Source organism: Microcoleus sp. B4-D4 (assembly GCF_036705185.1).
Classification (GTDB): Bacteria; Cyanobacteriota; Cyanobacteriia; order Cyanobacteriales; family Microcoleaceae; genus Microcoleus.
Genome location: NZ_JAUBTX010000003.1, coordinates 200,363 through 218,811, shown reverse-complemented (window position 1 = coordinate 218,811; position 18,449 = coordinate 200,363). Strand labels below are relative to the sequence as shown.

Sequence of the window (18,449 nt, the reverse complement as noted above, 5' to 3'; positions counted from 1 at the left end):
GCTTTTTTGTCCAAAATCTCTATCAAAGATAAGTGAATTCTTTCATAGACTCCCTAGAGGCATAAAATGGCTAAAAAACGTCAAAAACCAGATGAAGAGTATCAACAACTCTCATTATTTGATATTCCAGTTAATTTGATCTCAGAGCGATCGGATGATGCAGATGATAACTGGTTGCAAGATGAAGAATTAGGGTCAAACTTTCAAACGTCCGATCGCACAATCCAACCTCAAACTCGCGACTTACTAACCCTCAAGCTCTTACGAGAAGCCATTCAGAGCCAAAATCCAGGCGATCGCGTCATGGCAGATTTTGCCGAGTACGTACTGCCAAATCTGCTGCGAGTGGCCATTGGTGTCACAGCCAAAGGTGGCAAATTTTTCGACGAACTCGATCGGCAAAAAGGCAAAGAGAATGTTAGACGAGACAATGCAGGCGATCAGTCCCTAAATACTCACCTGCTAAATGGATTATTTCCTGCTAATTTAATTGAACAGCGGTTAGAAAAACTCGACACCACCGTGCGGCGATCCGTGGGAGAAAAAGAACGGCGGTTAGTAATTGCTGGATTTATTCTCCACGACTTTGAAAAATTCCCCGATGTCCCCAACGATTGTCGCAAGTTACCACTAGAACAGCACCGTCAAATTATTGATGAAAAAGTGCGACAGTTAGGACTAGATAGTTTCATCAATCCCGACGATCCAGATGCTTATCGAGAATATATTGACGATTTGCTCTGCCTTGCTTACAACGCTCAGCGGCGTTGGGATACTAACTGGAATTTTTCCGAATTTGGGTTAAATCCAGTGTTGCGCGATCGCACACTCCGCAGTCTCTCAGACTTAACCTGTTTAGCAGATTCCCTAGCATCTATTATCAAACATCCCCAAGATGCAGAAAATACCAGACTAAACGAGTTAATCCACAGCCTCAGCGGCGGGCAATTAAAATTCACTTATCACAGCATCGCTGAAAACAGAGGCGTACTTACCAACGTCGTCAATAACGCTTTAATGGAAGTGCATACGGCGCTGAATACCGACGATCGCACTTACTACGAACCATTGCTTTACCTACCAACAGGTGTAATTTACCTAGCACGATCGGATGCTCCTGCTATTTCAATTGCAGACTTACCAAAACAGGTAGTTAGCAAGATTAAACAACTCTGCGCCGGACAACTGCAACGGCGACAAACTGGATTTGGCAGAGATGGTAAAGGTATGAAATATGCCGAGTATTATAACCTGTTTTTTGATACATCCGAGTTGATGTTAGTTGCAATTAAGGCTACTTTACGCATTCTCAAAACAGGAAAAAACTCTGTTGCCAAAAGTCGCAGCGATAATCTGATAAAATTTCAAAAGCAGGATGTTTTGTCGGCCGATTACAACTTCAAGTTTGACGACGATCTGAGGATTGACCAACTTGCTGAACTAGGCGACTTAGTGAGCCGTAAAATTTGGGGAGAACAGGTTAATACCATCGAAGCTGCACGCAAGAAAGACAAAAAACTACCCGCACTACCTGATCTAGATATTGTCGATGAAATTGCGAAGTTTTGGAACCTATCCGAGTATCTGCCAGCCCTGAGAGAAATTCAACGGATTAATGAACGCCTGAAAGAACTTAAATTAAAAGGCAATACAGGTGGCGTTCCTTACGAATGGTACTATTTAGCAGCAAAGTACCTAGAACATCACCCAGGAATTGAGGATGTGCGGCAAGTTTGCGAACAGGCGATCGCCCACATTTCCCAAATGATTAAACCCATTCTTTCACAGTACAAATTGCCCGACGGTTGGGACGATTTGCGGCTGTGGGTAACGCGGGTTGTCATGTTACCCGGAAATACACCATTGGACACAGCATCCAGTGACGTATTTTTAGATGAATTGGAACGCTACCAACTCGCTAAAAAACAGGGTAGAGGAAGACAGTTAATCTGTTCGATTTCCCATTCAGCTTACACGGTGACAGAACAAATGGAATCAGCCGTTTTGTTCACTCCTCAAGTTTACACTAACAAACAAATGTTGGGAGGTTCTAACGCCAAACGCAATATTTCTAGTATTGCAGGTTTGGAAATGATGCTGAGACAAATTTTAATGAATCAAACTCAAGCTGTGGGCAAAAAATTTGAAGATGGCAAATATCGCTATCTCTATTTTTATCCTACATATTACTTCACCCCAGAGACAAATAAATTTCTGCAGAAAGCCTACACTAGCATTTTTCAAACCCGCTTTGATACCAGCATTCGCAATCATTTTATCAGCAAGGATTTGCAAGCCGATTTTGGACGCGATCGCTACCAAAGCATCGATAGTTTCCTCATAGATGAAAACATCGAACCAGGAAAAGACCGCACCTTCAAACTTTCCTATCCCGAAGACCAACCCCTAACATTTTACTTCATGGCGCTTCCCCCCGGTAGAGATGCAACTGATACCGAATCCTGGGTAATGCCAACTTGGTTAGCTTTTGCCTTCCCGATGATTCTAGATGTCAAAACTGTGGTTTCAGAGTCGCCTATTCCGCCATTTAATGACGGTGCGGAATTTGAAGAGAGCGTATTTCTTGACAGTGTACCCCAAGCTTTTCGGGTTTTGACGAAGCGAGATCGCTTTCGCCTCGACTATATCCTAGAAGGTTGGGAAGAAAACGGCAAATCTTATCCTGCACCTTTGAATGTTTTAACTGCTGCTTATGCCATTCATCTTGATGTTAATGCAAAACAAGGGAAGTCCGGTTATGACTCCAACTGGGGAAAATTAACTGAACTTGCCACTGATTTTGAAACCAGCCCGCTTTATGTGTTTAGCTACCTAAATAAGTGGGTTCGGAAACAGAAAAATGAAACGGCATCAATTCAAAAGATTAAGCTTTATGCTTATCATTTTTACCCTTGTTTTGACTCCTATGCCAACTATAATCATGAAGAGGATAGATTGACTGTGACAACCGCATCAAGCTTAAACCACCCCCAAAAACTCACGGATTTGTATCGCAGATTCTACCGTGCAAATAAGCGATACAATCCCAAGGCAAATGCTGTACTGAAACCGATTGATATTACCTCTAAAACTATCCTGGAAGCCGATCGCAGTTTTCAAAATGAATCTTTAGTGTTGGCTGTTGCTGCGGAAGTTTCAAAACTCATGGATCGCGTTCACTCTTCTACTGCTGAAGGACGCTGGATTTTCAGCAAGCGGGAGGAAGAACGAGAGGCAATTTTAGAGTTTGCTCGCTACTTTGTTGAGGAGGTATTTGAGAAATCGTTTGCAGGCGATCGGGCCCGTTTAGCTGGTCGCCAAATCAACCTAATCCGAGATACCTGCGAATTTCTTTACCGTTTAGAGAATGATAAGGAAAATCGCGCGCGAGATGACAAATCTCCTGACGTATCTCAGGAAGAAGGTGAGGATTAAAGCTGAAGTTATTGTTCGATCCGCTACACGCAAACAACAAAACTAACATTTTTACACAGGACACAAATCATGACTTTCTTGAAAACAGTTGACTCTAAATTTTTCCACACTAACATCCCTTACAAACCAATGGGAAAATATGTACATTTTCTGACTGTGCGAGTCACAGAATCTTATCCCCTATTTCAAACAGATGGAGAACTGAATAAAGCGCGGGTGAGGTCAGGAATTCAAGACCAAAAACCAATCAGCCGCCTGACTATGTTTAAGCGCAAGCAATCTACACCAGAACGTTTAGTCGGTCGCGAGTTGCTGCGTAACTACGGTTTGATGACCGCTGAAGATTGCGAATATAATGTCAAGTTTGCCATGAATAACCCTGATTGCATTATCTACGGATTTGCGATCGGTGACTCTGGTTCAGAGAAATCAAAAGTCGTAGTTGACACAGCATTTTCAATTACAGCTTTTGACGAATCTCACGAGACTTTTACCCTCAACGCTCCCTTTGAGAATGGCACAATGGCATCCAAAGGTGAATCTGGTTCAAAAGTCGGAGAAGTAACCAGTCGCATCAATCAGCAAGACCACATCAAACCGCAGATTTTCTTTCCTAGCATTGTCACCCTAAAAGACCCTACAGAAGCTAGTTTTTTGTATGTTTTTAACAACATTCTCAGAACAAGGCACTATGGCGCTCAAACCACCCGCACAGGTAGAGTCAGAAATCAGTTAATTGGTGTTGTATTTGCCGACGGCGAAATTACCAGTAACCTCCGCTGGACGCAAGCAATTTACGACAAATTGCAGGTTGAAGATAAACTTAATTCCAACAACCCTCTCAATGAAGATGATGTAATTGCCGCTGCTAGCGCTGCTATCGAAACATTAATGTCTGAGGAATTTATCGTGCATCAAGACTTTATTGGGGATAATTTTACGCCATTAATTACAGAAGTTAAAGCTATTATTGGCAATGAAGATGAACTCAAAAAGATGTTGAAAAAAGCTGATGATGAAGCTAAAGCTTACGCGAAGAAGCATATCAAGGGTAAGGCAGGATCTATAGCAGCAGCGGAATAAAAACAATGGCTATTATATATCGCTGTCAAATCGAGTTGCACGACAGCCTTTATTTTGCAACTCGCGAGATCGGGAGACTTTACGAAACAGAGCCAGTAATTCACAATTACGCGCTTTGTTACGCCCTCGGTTTGGTGGATAGCGCCATCTATTCTACCACCGTGGCTGAAGAAGATTCCTATCGCTATTTTTGTCCCGAACAAATTCCTAAATACGAGCAGCATTTAACGGCGCTCAACCAACAGGGGATTTATGTAACTCCGGCGCGATCGATCTCTCACGCATCCACTCTCAATACATGGAAATACGCCAACAACAACTATCACGTTGAGATGGAGAAAACCCAGAAAAATATCCCCAGTTTTGGCAGAACTAAAGAAATTGCACCGGAAAGCAAATTTGAGTTTTTCATAATCTCAGAAAAGTCTCTGAAACTGGCGAAATGGATTCGTCTGGGAAAGTGGATGAGCAAAGCTGAGTTAACGACTGAAGAAATGGGCAATGGCGATAATCGCAAAAATGGCGACTTTATTTTCCCTTATTTGCTCAATCCCTTAGATGTGATGTTTTCCCATCAAGTCCTCAGCTACGACGTGGTGAATATGCCGCCAGTAAGTTTGATTCAAAATATCAAAATTCGCGGTCAACATTACCAGTTTGAAAACCTCAGAATTCCAGCCTGTATGGAATATCGCTTTCGGGCTAATTAAATTTCAAAAACGTTCGTAGTGAGGACTGAAGCCTTCACTACAAACTTACTGAATTAGGACTTACGCACGGGGCAGAAACCGGGTTTTTACGAAAATCCTTCGCTGTTACCTGCAGATTAGGTAAAAAACCCGGTTTCTTTAGCCTTGCACAAATCCTGTAAATTTTCTTTTTTCCATACCAACAAATGAGCTAGCAAACTATGCCGCACAGCCTGATCCTCAACCTCCTCCCCCTCTCCCCAATATCCCCTGGATACCTAACGGGAAGACACCTGCACGCCCTCTTTCTCACCCTCGTGAGCTCGGTTGACAAAGAACTTGGCAACTACCTGCACGAAGCTGCAGCAGATAAGGCTTTCACCCTCAGCCCTTTACAAACTAAAAAATGCCCTTTCAAAAAACACCATTCCTTGCAATGGGAACACTCGCAACCCATTCCCGAACATACCCTTTGTTGGTGGCGAATTACTCTTCTCGATGACTCTCTATTTGGTAAATTAACTCAGCTTTGGCTGAATCTTAATCCCTCGAAACCGTGGCATCTGGGCCCTACTGATTTGTTGATTACTAAGATTTTGGGAACGCCACAAGTAGATATGCCTTGGGCTAATGCTTGCGATTACTCTCAATTGTACGATCGAGCTTCTGACACTAATCGAGCGATCGCCTTCAGCCTCGCTACTCCGACATCTTTTCGTCAAGGGAAATTCGATTCAGTTTTGCCGACGAGAGAATGCGTTTTTAACAGGCTTCTCACTCGCTGGAACAAGTACAGCGGTATTGAGATTTCTCCGCTGTCGCTCGATGCACTTTTTCCGAGTTTTGTCAATATCAAAACAGAAGTTACGAGTAATTATCACAGCAATTTTATCGGAGTTGTTGGGGAAGTTACTTATCGAATCTTGGGAGATGTGGAGCCGTTGGCTGTTAAACAAATTAATGCTTTGGCTGATTTTTCTTTGTACTGCGGGTTGGGGAGAAAAACACCGATGGGCATGGGTATGACGCGCCGGATTTTTGTTAAGAATTCTCAAGATTGAAGCAGAAACCAATAGGGTGAAGTCAACGTTTTAGTTAGGTTTGTCATTGCTTTGCGAGGACGATCGCAATGACAAATAAGAATTTTAAGCACAAATTATTGAGATTATGAATGATACTGATGATTACATTTCGATCGCATCTTTGAACCAATACTCCTACTGCGCCCACCGCTGCTGGCGGATGTTTTGCGCGGGGGAATTTGCGGAAAATCAGTATACCATAGAAGGGACAAGTTTGCACGAGCGCGTTCACACTATGGGAGAACTTAATCGCGATGAAACTTGGCAAGTTCGGGCGATTTGGCTGAAGTCGGAACGCTACAGGCTGATTGGTAAGTCGGATTTGATTGAATCGGAGAATGGCGAGATTTATCCGGTTGAATACAAGCGCGGTAAGAAGGGGGAATGGGATAACGATGAGTTGCAAGTGTGCGCGCAAGCTTTGTGTTTGGAAGAGATGACGGGGAAAACAATTCAAACGGGATACGTATATTACGCGCAGTCGCACCAGCGGCAAAAAGTCGAGATTTCTGAGGATTTGAGACAGGAGGCTGTGGTGACTATTTCGGCTATTCAAATTTTGTTGGGAACTGGAAAAATGCCGCCTGCAAATTACAGTAAACGCTGTCAGGGATGCAGTTTGTACGCTCAATGTTTGCCGCAGGTGAGTAACAAAATTCTTCGCTATCAAGAAGCTAGCTAAGTTGATAAGTTTCAGTTTGTTTTAACTGAAAATTAGGCTCGATTTTAATTGGGTATTTCTGGTGGGTAAGGGCGGGTTTATTTCAATTGTTGGCGAGTGTTAGAGATGGTTGGCGAACTCGCCACTACAGGTTTATTGAGAATTCTGCAATACAATTTTCACTTTGTTTCAACCGACTTGATACCATTTTTCTAAAATCGTGCAACACTCTTCGACCCCCCCTAGCCCCCCCTTGCAAAGGGGGGGGACAAGAATACTGTTGCATTCTTTTTTAAAATTGGTATGAGCTATGAGACAGGGGTTTCAACCTCTGGCGGACTGGCGGACTAGCCCATCCCCTGGCGGACGGGTTAACAAATCAAAAGACAACTAATATATAATTTGAGGACTCTAAGATGGGAACACTTTACATCAATCAAGACGACGCTTTTATCGGCAAAATTGACGAACGCATTGTGGTAAAATGCAATAATAAGATATTGCAAGAAGTACCTTTAATTCATTTAGAAGCAATTGTGATCTTGGGACGGGCTACTGTTTCCCCAGCGGCGATTGCAGAACTTCTCAAACACAAAGTCTCCTTAACTTTTATCTCGGAGATGGGCGAATATCTCGGCACGCTAGAACCGGAATTAACCAAAAACATTTTCGTCCGCGATGCTCAATGGAAAGCTGCGGGAGAAACCCCTCAAGCTATTCACGCTGTTCGCGGATTTATTCGAGGTAAGTTGAAAAATTACCGCTACAGTTTGTACAAAACTCAAGGTCATTATTCGGAACTAAATTTGCAGCCAGCGATGACTATAATTCAGAATGTTATTAACAAGCTGAACAAGGTTGATAATATAAATTCTCTGCGCGGGCTCGAAGGTGCGGGAAGTGCAGCTTATTTTGGAGTTTTCAATCAACTAATTCGCGCTGAGGGATTTGTTTTTAAACCCCGACACAGGCCGGCGATAGATTCAGTAAATTCTTTGATGAATTTCGGTTACACTCTCTTGCGTCGCGATGTGCAAAGTGCGATCAATATTGTTGGTTTCGATCCTTATTTAGGATACCTCCACGTTCAGCGCTACGGCCGCGTTGGACTGGCTTTTGATTTGATGGAGGAATTTCGGGCTTTAGTTGTCGATAGCGTGATTTTAAATGCTATCAACAATCGGATATTGACTCCGAATGATTTTACTGTAGAACCTCTGAGCAATGTGGTGCGACTCTCAGAAAGTGGGCGCAAGGAATTTCTGAAGCTGTACGAAAAGAAAAAACAGTCAGAGTTCAAGCATCCTGTTGTGGGGCGCAAGTGCACTTATCGCGAAGCTTTTGAAATTCAAGCGCGACTGTTGGCGAAATATCTGATGGGCGAAATCGACCAATATCCACCTTTAGTTTTGAAATAATTATGCACATTCTGATTTCTTACGATATCCCGGAAGATAAGCGGCGGACTAAAGTTCACAAAATTCTCAAATCCTACGGGCAGTGGATGCAGTACAGTGTGTTTGAGTGTGCGGATTTGAGCGAAACGCAGTATGCTAAGTTGCGATCGCGCTTGGCTAAATTCATCAAGCCTCCAGAGGACAGTATCCTATTTTTTCCGCTGTGTGCTTGCTGTCAGGGTAAAATTGAGCGCATTGGTGGGGTAGTTCCGATCGATCGAACTATTTTCTTTGCATAAAAATTCGCCAACCTGTAGGTGTAAAATTTGGGGGGTCAAATTTTTAGGCTATAATCTATATAGAGTAAGGGTTTGATGCTCCCTCTCCGAAAATGAGGTTGGCGAAATCGCTAGGACTGTTGCTGGATAAGGATTTTAAGTTAAGGTGCGATCTATGGTATTGACAGAGCGTAAGCTGAAATGGTATTCTCTGAGGAGGTTGGCGAAACTGAACCTTGAAAACCAAATAGAGCAATGGTTTCACACACCGGCGGCCGCAATAAACTCCACTCCCTTCTAGGGATTGAAACGTCAATCCTGGACTTTACCCGCTGAAGCTTTTAAGCCGCAATAAACTCCACTCCCTTCTAGGGATTGAAACGCAAAAGTTGGTTGTTCGGTAGCCAGAACCATAGATCCAGCCGCAATAAACTCCACTCCCTTCTAGGGATTGAAACAGTATTATGTGTACGACTGCTGATGCTGCTGAAATTGCCGCTCTCTTTGCCGCAATAAACTCCACTCCCTTCTAGGGATTGAAACTCAGTTTGTTTAGAAGCAAAAAAGCAAGAATATGTTTGCCGCAATAAACTCCACTCCCTTCTAGGGATTGAAACGTATCCAAGTCTGTACAGATGACAGATTATTTTTGGCCGCAATAAACTCCACTCCCTTCTAGGGATTGAAACCTTTAACTTCATAGAGACATCTTATACCTAAAAATGAGCCGCAATAAACTCCACTCCCTTCTAGGGATTGAAACATTGTATCTGGGGGATAGTTAATATTAGGAAAAAGCCGCAATAAACTCCACTCCCTTCTAGGGATTGAAACATGTTCAACACAAGCTACATTAAATTGTCGGCTGGGCCGCAATAAACTCCACTCCCTTCTAGGGATTGAAACCTGCCAATGAATAGGTCAGGGGGCAAATCCTTTCTCGCCGCAATAAACTCCACTCCCTTCTAGGGATTGAAACCTTAAAACTTAGTGCGGGCATTGGTTCCCGACTGCCGCAATAAACTCCACTCCCTTCTAGGGATTGAAACCAAAACATCTATGTCGTTGTCGAGGCATCAGAAAGCCGCAATAAACTCCACTCCCTTCTAGGGATTGAAACAAATGGAAAGTTCTTATTGAGTTACTTCTCATTGGCCGCAATAAACTCCACTCCCTTCTAGGGATTGAAACAAACAACTAGACCCTCGCCTTGTATCACTTCCATAGCCGCAATAAACTCCACTCCCTTCTAGGGATTGAAACTTGAATTCTTAACAGTATTTATCCACAAACTGTATTGCCGCAATAAACTCCACTCCCTTCTAGGGATTGAAACTCAACCCGCCCAAGTTCTGGTTTGGCGACAAAGTGCCGCAATAAACTCCACTCCCTTCTAGGGATTGAAACGGGCCGCCATTCTCTACTCGCGGTGTCAGACTGCGACGAATAGGCCGCAATAAACTCCACTCCCTTCTAGGGATTGAAACACAGGTTGTTTTTGTATGGCTGATGATATTCCAGGCCGCAATAAACTCCACTCCCTTCTAGGGATTGAAACGCATAACTGTTGAAACTGCCATTAATCCAGAATAAAGCCGCAATAAACTCCACTCCCTTCTAGGGATTGAAACCTTCTTTGCACTGATGATTGGCATTTTGATTTAGGGCCGCAATAAACTCCACTCCCTTCTAGGGATTGAAACATAAGCCTACCGCTTGATTTTGAGGTTCTTAAGTAAGGCCGCAATAAACTCCACTCCCTTCTAGGGATTGAAACTCGCGAACAATCCCGCAATGCCCTACTCGCAGACATTAGAGCCGCAATAAACTCCACTCCCTTCTAGGGATTGAAACGATTGCAAAGTTGCGCCCCGCGTTTGACGCTGTACGCCGCAATAAACTCCACTCCCTTCTAGGGATTGAAACGAATGTGGATGAATCCTCAAAACCGTTGCAGTCGGGCTTCAAGCCGCAATAAACTCCACTCCCTTCTAGGGATTGAAACGCTCAATATGAGGAGGATTACAAGCAATGGCGGGCAGCGAAAGGGGAGGAGCCGCAATAAACTCCACTCCCTTCTAGGGATTGAAACATCTTCCTGAGTCTGCTTGTGAAAATTATCGTTTTTGCCGCAATAAACTCCACTCCCTTCTAGGGATTGAAACCAAATATCCAGAGTACGGATATTTCAACACATCGCCGCAATAAACTCCACTCCCTTCTAGGGATTGAAACTACCGCGAAACAAGATAGATTTTAACATTTCTTGCCGCAATAAACTCCACTCCCTTCTAGGGATTGAAACTGGTAAATGCCGGATCGATTTAACAGTACAAATTCGTTGCCTACGCCGCAATAAACTCCACTCCCTTCTAGGGATTGAAACGAGGAGCCTCGAAAGGTGAAGCGGATGGAATCAGATCCGCCGCAATAAACTCCACTCCCTTCTAGGGATTGAAACTGCTTGATCTACGAGAGTTTGCTCGATCGCCTGCTTGCCGCAATAAACTCCACTCCCTTCTAGGGATTGAAACAACAAATTCAATCCGATTATCGGTGAATTTGCTGGCGCCGCAATAAACTCCACTCCCTTCTAGGGATTGAAACTTGATGCTGTTTGTCGGGGTTAATAGATGGAAACAACGCCGCAATAAACTCCACTCCCTTCTAGGGATTGAAACATGGGAAAGCCGATATATTCTTTAGCCGATTCCGCCGCAATAAACTCCACTCCCTTCTAGGGATTGAAACTAAAAATTATTCCCCGTGGTTCGAGAATCAAAATTGAGCCGCAATAAACTCCACTCCCTTCTAGGGATTGAAACAACAAAATCATCAGCAATTGTAAATTTCTTAGAAAGCCGCAATAAACTCCACTCCCTTCTAGGGATTGAAACAACTTACCAGTTAGTATGTGTACAACTGCTGACGCGCCGCAATAAACTCCACTCCCTTCTAGGGATTGAAACCGTGATTTTTTGGATGCTCAATATCCTGGCCGAGATAGCCGCAATAAACTCCACTCCCTTCTAGGGATTGAAACCCTTATTTCGACTTCAGTAAGGCTGTCAGCTTTGGCCGCAATAAACTCCACTCCCTTCTAGGGATTGAAACGAGCAAAACCCAGCTAAGAAAACTACCACTGATGAGCCGCAATAAACTCCACTCCCTTCTAGGGATTGAAACGGCATCTGCGCCAGCATAAAATTGAGTCGAGCTTGGCCGCAATAAACTCCACTCCCTTCTAGGGATTGAAACGCGCCTTACATCGGGACTGCAACAGCGCGTGTAGAAGAGCCGCAATAAACTCCACTCCCTTCTAGGGATTGAAACAATAACGGAAACACTCATCTCGAACCACTGATTTGCCGCGAGCCGCAATAAACTCCACTCCCTTCTAGGGATTGAAACGACACCGATAATGAGACTTGAACCCGCGACCGACCGCCGCAATAAACTCCACTCCCTTCTAGGGATTGAAACAACTTGCGTTTGTTTTCATCCAAAGCAAAGGGTCGAGCCGCAATAAACTCCACTCCCTTCTAGGGATTGAAACGTCAATAATCGTCGTCAACGATATCGGCATTACGGGAGCCGCAATAAACTCCACTCCCTTCTAGGGATTGAAACGTGAGAAAGCGCGACAGGAAAAACAACCGCACGCATTAGCCGCAATAAACTCCACTCCCTTCTAGGGATTGAAACAGCAGACAGGCAGTTTGGGATTTACTTAGGAAAGCCGCAATAAACTCCACTCCCTTCTAGGGATTGAAACTGATAAAAAGTTCGATCGCTTTCACTACTGCGCCGCAATAAACTCCACTCCCTTCTAGGGATTGAAACGGAAGCTTTGGCAGAGATTGCTGAGGGTCATGCGCCGCAATAAACTCCACTCCCTTCTAGGGATTGAAACTATACTTAAGATGGACTTTTTGTAGGTTTGTTTGCCGCAATAAACTCCACTCCCTTCTAGGGATTGAAACCTGACGTTATACTTTCTTTCATTTGGAGTGACCACGCCGCAATAAACTCCACTCCCTTCTAGGGATTGAAACCAAATTCAATGAAATCATCTTCTGGCTTTTTAGCCGCAATAAACTCCACTCCCTTCTAGGGATTGAAACCGACATTTTCCAGATTGCTTCGATCAGTGCGACGGTATTGGGGGCCGCAATAAACTCCACTCCCTTCTAGGGATTGAAACAGAGCGTGCTTGACCACGGATACTGACTCATCAAGGCCGCAATAAACTCCACTCCCTTCTAGGGATTGAAACACGGCAATAAAATCGGGATTCGGAACGGGGAAAACTGAGCCGCAATAAACTCCACTCCCTTCTAGGGATTGAAACAAGCTTAACTTGCACTAATGCAGGTTTGATATCGCCGCAATAAACTCCACTCCCTTCTAGGGATTGAAACCGGATGCCGACTGCACACATTGCGTCATAAAAGCGCCGCAATAAACTCCACTCCCTTCTAGGGATTGAAACCATCTAAAGCTTTGGCAGTCAATTCAATCGCCAGAGGGCCGCAATAAACTCCACTCCCTTCTAGGGATTGAAACAATTCTTCAGCAGATGTTTCCTCTTCAGTAACTGGAGCCGCAATAAACTCCACTCCCTTCTAGGGATTGAAACTAAATTCGTGAACATCTTTAAACAATAATCTATCATTGCGAGCCGCAATAAACTCCACTCCCTTCTAGGGATTGAAACGTCAATCGTGCTCGGCGACCAGTATTTTCTTGGCCGCAATAAACTCCACTCCCTTCTAGGGATTGAAACGGTGATTTCAGATTTTGGCTCAAACTCTAACCCGTGCCGCAATAAACTCCACTCCCTTCTAGGGATTGAAACTCTACGTCCGCATTTGCATCCCACACTTGCGCCATGAGGCCGCAATAAACTCCACTCCCTTCTAGGGATTGAAACAAATGCAGTGCTCTTTCGAGGGGCGATTAGCCCCACAGCCGCAATAAACTCCACTCCCTTCTAGGGATTGAAACCTGTTTTTCTAACAAACCAAAACTATCATACACCTTGCCGCAATAAACTCCACTCCCTTCTAGGGATTGAAACGTAATGTCCAAGACTGGCAGCTTGGGGCATACAGCCGCAATAAACTCCACTCCCTTCTAGGGATTGAAACGTAAATTCTCTCTTCTTCCGCCGAGATGGCAGGCAAAGCCGCAATAAACTCCACTCCCTTCTAGGGATTGAAACCCTATTTGAATGTTGATGCGAACTGGGGGAAACAGATTAAGCCGCAATAAACTCCACTCCCTTCTAGGGATTGAAACTCAGCTTGTATGCCCAAGTCTTTCAAACCTGCGTCAAGCCGCAATAAACTCCACTCCCTTCTAGGGATTGAAACAAGTGGGAATAGTTTAGTTCCTTTCGGAACAGCTAGCGCCGCAATAAACTCCACTCCCTTCTAGGGATTGAAACTGGTTGCGTAGCCCAGCCAAACCCAAGCTTCCGAGCCGCAATAAACTCCACTCCCTTCTAGGGATTGAAACCCGCAGAGTTATTTGAGCTCGCATTGGTGTGGATGGGGCCGCAATAAACTCCACTCCCTACTAGGGATTGAAACTGCCAAACTATAAAATTATTGGCTCAAAAATAGATCGATCCTCACCCTGTTTATCCCCTCCAATAACCTCAAACAATCGATCGACTCCACAGCGCCAAGAAAAATGTTCAGCCACAAAACCAGGCCCCGCAACCCTAGCTTTGGCAGCTATTCCAGGCTGTTCGATCGCCCGGAGCATCAAATCAGTCAAATGTTCCCACTCAGGAGCTAACATAAACAAAGTTTCCCCATCAACAACCACAGCCGTAAATTTACTCTCGATCCGCAGCGCAAAATCCGATCGCGTAAAATCATCCGTAGGGCCGCCCGCAGTACAGATTACGAGCAAACCGCAAGCTGCAGCCTCCAACACCGGCAGATTAAAACCTTCCGCCAAATAGGGAGAAACATAAACATCCGCAGCTTGGTACAACTCAGCTACTTGAGCAAAAGATAGCTGCGTCCCAGTATAAATCAACCTCGGTAAAACCCTCGCTCTTTCCGCATCGTCGAGTACCACTCGACAGGCTTCCGCAATCTCATCTCTGGAAGGATAAAGCAGTTCAGAACCTTTTAAAACCAATCTCGCATGGGGATATTTGTCAACCACCGCAGCAAAAGCTTTTAATAAAGGGCGAATGCCTTTGCGATCGGTTTGTCCGCCGATGTTTAAAAATATAAAATAGTTTGACCAGCCGAAATTGTCCCTGAGCGATTGACGCCGATCGCCCTTTGCCGGATAATAAATCTGAGGATCGACACCCAAAGGTACAACAGCAATGCGATCGGCCTCAACCCCGCTGCGAATTAAGCCCGCCTTTGACCACGCCGAAGGTGTAAGAATTTTTACTTGTGAATTAACCGGAGTTTGGACGATCGACCTTACCCCCATCGCATCTAATACATTGCGGGTAACAATCCCCCATTCTGTCGCTGCAAATACCCAAGTTTCGGCGCTGCGGGATACTGAAAAGTCCCACGGGCAGTGCATTCGCAGCGTCACGTCGGCTGACTGATTTAACGCAGGGCTCGGAATGCTGCGGAGTAATGTTTCATTTGGGCGATCGAACAAACTAATTTTTGTTTCCCAAGCTGCGTCTATGTAGGGCATATCGCGGTGGAAAAGTTCTATTTCTTTTCGCGGGCGAGCCAGCATTTCTAGCAGTTGAAATTGATTTGCTATGCAGTAGGAATGATAAATAAAACGCCAGCCTTCAACAATAATCTGCAATTTACAACTCCCGCTTTTAGAATTAAAATTTTAAATAATTATCACCAATTGGTAATTAGCAATTATCAACTATAGCAATCCTAAATGATTGTCTGTAGGGAGACGGCATTGCCGTCTCCCGGACACGGGAATGCCGTGTCCCTACAGATGGATTTTGGGAAAATCACATTTATGTTCGCGGTAAGATAATAATTTAGGATTGCTATATAAATCAAGTAAGTAGTTACAAATACACATTCGATGGGGAGGGCGAGTTTTGCATTCATCTTCTAGCTTGTATCAGATATTCTTCGCTAAAGCCGCCCCTACAATATCCTATGTTCTTTATCTTTACCTATTTACTAATTTGTGTCCGCTTGAGGCTAAAACCTTTGAAAAATCTCGCTTTTAGTTAAGTTTCGAGCCCTTGAAAAAAGGGGGTACAGGAGCCTTTTCAAAGTCCCCCTTTTTAAGGGGGATTTAGGGGGAGCGAGGCTCGGCTGTAAACGATAACTACAAAGATTTTAGGCTTAATTTGACACCAATTCCCAATTCCCAATTCCCAATTCCCTACTTCATCACCTGCCAATCCATAATCCGCCACTGTCCCTCCTGACGGATTAAGTCGTAGCGCACGCGCAGGTCTTCGTTGCGAGAACTAACTAGCCGATCGCCATCGAACACTTTAGCTTTTTCTGTTACTTGGGCTTCTACTTGCGCGCGATCGGGATTAGTTGGATTTGTCGTAACTCCTCTAACTTGCAGGCTGTGTTGGTAACTCTGGTAGGCGTTGTTTTTCTGTTGAGCATCTGCCATCAATTGCCAGCGAGACAAAGCCGGTTCTGTGAGAACTTGCTTTAATTCTTCGACAGCGTGGTTAGGGCCCAAAGCCGCCGCTTTCGCCGACAGCCAGCTTTCAACTATTTGTTTGGCTGCTGCCTCAGTCACTACTCCCGACACTGCCGCGTTCGGCTCAGGAGCCGGGGCAGCCGCCGGAATTTGGATGGGCGGTGCTTCTAGGCTGAGCAAGGGTTGCTCTTCTCGCACGGATTGTAGGGCATTCGCCAACAAACTGAGTATTAACCACAGGATTAACAGGCTCAGGACACCTCCGGCGACAAACAGAGCCAGCCTGTTTGGAGGCATGGACTTGACTTGGGCGGAAATTTGTGCTGCTTTGGTGCGCGTCCGATCGACTAAATCGCCTGCTAGACCCTGGCCAGTCGCTCCGCTGCGCCCGCTGGAACCTGTGCGCCTCCGGGTGGAGGTCGAGGCTGTGGGTCGTGGCGCTGTAGTTGTCGGGAGAGAGACGGCGGAGACCGCGCCTAGTGCTGCTGCCGTTGCGTGGTCTTTCGGGGCTGAGGCTGCGGTAGAGCTGCCTACCGGTACGGGGGTCAAGGTAACGCTACTGGCTCCCTGTTGGGCTGCTGGGGGCTGTGGGGGTGCCAGTCGGCGATCGCCCGTTGGTTGCAGTCGTCCCTGGGGTTTGCCCGATCGGGGCTGCACCACAACCCATTCGTTGGCCGTTTCTGCATCCGAAGGCAAAGCTTCTAGATAAGCTTGGACTTTCGGGTCAGCAAAGTAATCTTTCAAGGAGACTGGCTGATTTGCCAAGTCGCGGAAGTGTGGAAACACTTCTTCTTGCAGCCAGTGTTCGGCGTACAAGCACAGTCCCGGCAACAAATCGGGAGAATCTTGGGAATGTTCGCGAATAAAAGCGAGGGGTTCTTTTTCCGAACTGAGTTCTAGGGCTCTGCTGGCTTCTTCTGTTTGGCCCAGCAGCAGCGAACACACGGCTTTTTCGAGGTGAACGTCTTGGCGGCGGCCGAGCTGCATCAGCATCAGCTTAGCGCGGCGGATCATCGCAGGTGCTCTGGTGGCAAATCCTTGGGCTAACAGAGTATAAACCGACAGGTAAGTAGCGACTGCCGAAGGGCGACCGGCTTCGGCTTCAAATAGAGTCTGCTGTTCGCTGCTGGTTAGGTGTTTCCGCAGTTGCTGGACGAAGCGGAGGAAGTCTTCTATGCCTAAACCGGAGCGATCGTCCCCCGATCCGTCGATGCCCTCTCGTTCTTCGAGCATTTCCCGCAGGATTTGCAGTCCCTGACGGCGCTCGGCGACTTTTTCTTCCGGGAGCGAGAGTAATTCTAAAATGTTGTACGGACGGAGTTTGTATATATCGGCTTGCATTTCACCCCTCACGCTTGGAAATAGGCTTTCGCGCAGTAGCAGTTCTTGACCTGCTTCTAATGATTTGGCGGCATTTTGGTATTGACCTTGCTGCCACTGTTCGCGACCGAGTTCTAGACACGCAAGACTTACTGTTAAAACTATATCCGGTCGCACGAGCTGGCGATCGCCGAAGCGGCCTTCGTCGATCGCGATGCTGCCATTGTTGAGATACGGGCGACCCAGTTTCTGTACGAGTTCGTATTCTCCCAGTTCTTGCAGTACGAGCAGGGCTCCTACGAATTGGTTGTCATCGATTTCAATACTTGGAGTGTGGGGGTCGGGAGCGGCGTCTAAAGCCTTAGATTCTGCCGGAGCAGTTTCTCCTGCATCTTGCAAAACAGTGGCCGGCCCATTTGAGGTTTTTAACCTCTGCTTGGCTGCAATTGCTGCTTCCGACTCTCGATCGTATGTTTTGGCTAAAAAACTCGCATCATAAGCTTTGCGCGCGTCTGAGTCTGACAGAACGGCGCAGGCTTCATCGAGCAGTTGTTTGCGGGCGACGATCGCAACTTCGGAATACTCCCGACGCGGAAGCTGTAAAGTTCGATCGCGGTGAGCCTGCTGCAACTGTTCGGCAGTAGCTTGAATCGGTAGACCCAAAATCCGGTAGTAATCTAGTGGAATTAACACTACGTCCACTTCCCCAAAGCGCTAGCAACTAAATTAGCCTATCTTAGCTAAGGTTGGTTTTTAACAAAAGCATTAGTGACAACTTAGTCGGGTTTCTGCAAGAGTCCGTGCTGTCGGAGTGGCACGCCAGCCCCCTGCTTCCCTGATTTTAACAACTTCCCAACAGCAGGGCGAGAAAA

The 18,449-nt window shown here is 45.6% G+C and carries 9 protein-coding genes and 1 CRISPR repeat array; of the genes, 7 read left to right on the top strand and 2 right to left on the bottom strand.

Annotated features, from left to right (window positions below):
* Positions 1–66: 66 nt before the first annotated feature.
* The 7 genes from cas10d (at position 67) to cas2 (ending at position 8,646) form a co-directional block, all read left to right on the top strand.
* Complete coding sequence (gene cas10d, locus QUB13_RS04205; protein WP_333379226.1) at positions 67–3,435, top strand: type I-D CRISPR-associated protein Cas10d/Csc3; 3,369 nt, start codon at positions 67–69, stop codon at positions 3,433–3,435.
* Positions 3,436–3,504: 69 nt separating this feature from the next.
* Positions 3,505–4,518: a type I-D CRISPR-associated protein Cas7/Csc2 gene (gene cas7d / locus QUB13_RS04200; RefSeq protein WP_333379224.1), complete on the top strand. Its 1,014-nt coding sequence runs from the start codon at positions 3,505–3,507 to the stop codon at positions 4,516–4,518.
* A gap of 5 nt (positions 4,519–4,523) precedes the next feature.
* Positions 4,524–5,228 (top strand): type I-D CRISPR-associated protein Cas5/Csc1, encoded by a 705-nt coding sequence (gene cas5d, locus QUB13_RS04195; protein WP_333379222.1) that lies wholly within the window; start codon positions 4,524–4,526, stop codon positions 5,226–5,228.
* Positions 5,229–5,428: 200 nt separating this feature from the next.
* Entirely contained in the window at positions 5,429–6,268 is an 840-nt protein-coding gene (gene cas6, locus QUB13_RS04190; RefSeq protein WP_333379220.1) for a CRISPR-associated endoribonuclease Cas6, read from the top strand.
* 106 nt (positions 6,269–6,374) lie between these two features.
* Complete coding sequence (cas4, locus tag QUB13_RS04185; RefSeq protein ID WP_333379217.1) at positions 6,375–6,971, top strand: CRISPR-associated protein Cas4; 597 nt, start codon at positions 6,375–6,377, stop codon at positions 6,969–6,971.
* Positions 6,972–7,366: 395 nt separating this feature from the next.
* A complete protein-coding gene (cas1d, locus tag QUB13_RS04180) occupies positions 7,367–8,368 on the top strand; it encodes a type I-D CRISPR-associated endonuclease Cas1d (protein WP_333379214.1) in 1,002 nt (333 codons plus the stop codon).
* 2 nt (positions 8,369–8,370) lie between these two features.
* Positions 8,371–8,646, top strand: coding sequence for a CRISPR-associated endonuclease Cas2 (gene cas2, locus QUB13_RS04175; RefSeq protein ID WP_106150523.1), 276 nt, complete (start codon positions 8,371–8,373; stop codon positions 8,644–8,646).
* Between the two features lie 253 nt (positions 8,647–8,899).
* A CRISPR array of direct repeats spans positions 8,900–14,219; the repeat unit is 37 nt; unit sequence GCCGCAATAAACTCCACTCCCTTCTAGGGATTGAAAC.
* Positions 14,220–14,226: 7 nt separating this feature from the next.
* Here cas2 and QUB13_RS04170 read toward each other — a convergent pair.
* Positions 14,227–15,429: a glycosyltransferase family 4 protein gene (locus QUB13_RS04170; protein ID WP_333379212.1), complete on the bottom strand. Its 1,203-nt coding sequence runs from the start codon at positions 15,427–15,429 to the stop codon at positions 14,227–14,229.
* 549 nt (positions 15,430–15,978) lie between these two features.
* The gene (locus tag QUB13_RS04165) at positions 15,979–18,270 is read right to left on the bottom strand and encodes an IMS domain-containing protein (protein ID WP_333379209.1); all 2,292 of its coding nucleotides are present in this window, start codon (positions 18,268–18,270) and stop codon (positions 15,979–15,981) included.
* Between the last annotated feature and the right edge of the window lie 179 nt (positions 18,271–18,449).

Excerpts from the sequence above, each read along its gene's own strand:
- cas10d (WP_333379226.1), top strand. The coding sequence starts at position 67 with ATGGCTAAAAAACGTCAAAAACCAGATGAAGAGTATCAACAACTCTCA.
- cas1d (WP_333379214.1), top strand. The coding sequence starts at position 7,367 with ATGGGAACACTTTACATCAATCAAGACGACGCTTTTATCGGCAAAATT.
- cas5d (WP_333379222.1), top strand. The coding sequence starts at position 4,524 with ATGGCTATTATATATCGCTGTCAAATCGAGTTGCACGACAGCCTTTAT.
- cas7d (WP_333379224.1), top strand. The coding sequence starts at position 3,505 with ATGACTTTCTTGAAAACAGTTGACTCTAAATTTTTCCACACTAACATC.
- cas2 (WP_106150523.1), top strand. The coding sequence starts at position 8,371 with ATGCACATTCTGATTTCTTACGATATCCCGGAAGATAAGCGGCGGACT.
- cas4 (WP_333379217.1), top strand. The coding sequence starts at position 6,375 with ATGAATGATACTGATGATTACATTTCGATCGCATCTTTGAACCAATAC.
- cas6 (WP_333379220.1), top strand. The coding sequence starts at position 5,429 with ATGCCGCACAGCCTGATCCTCAACCTCCTCCCCCTCTCCCCAATATCC.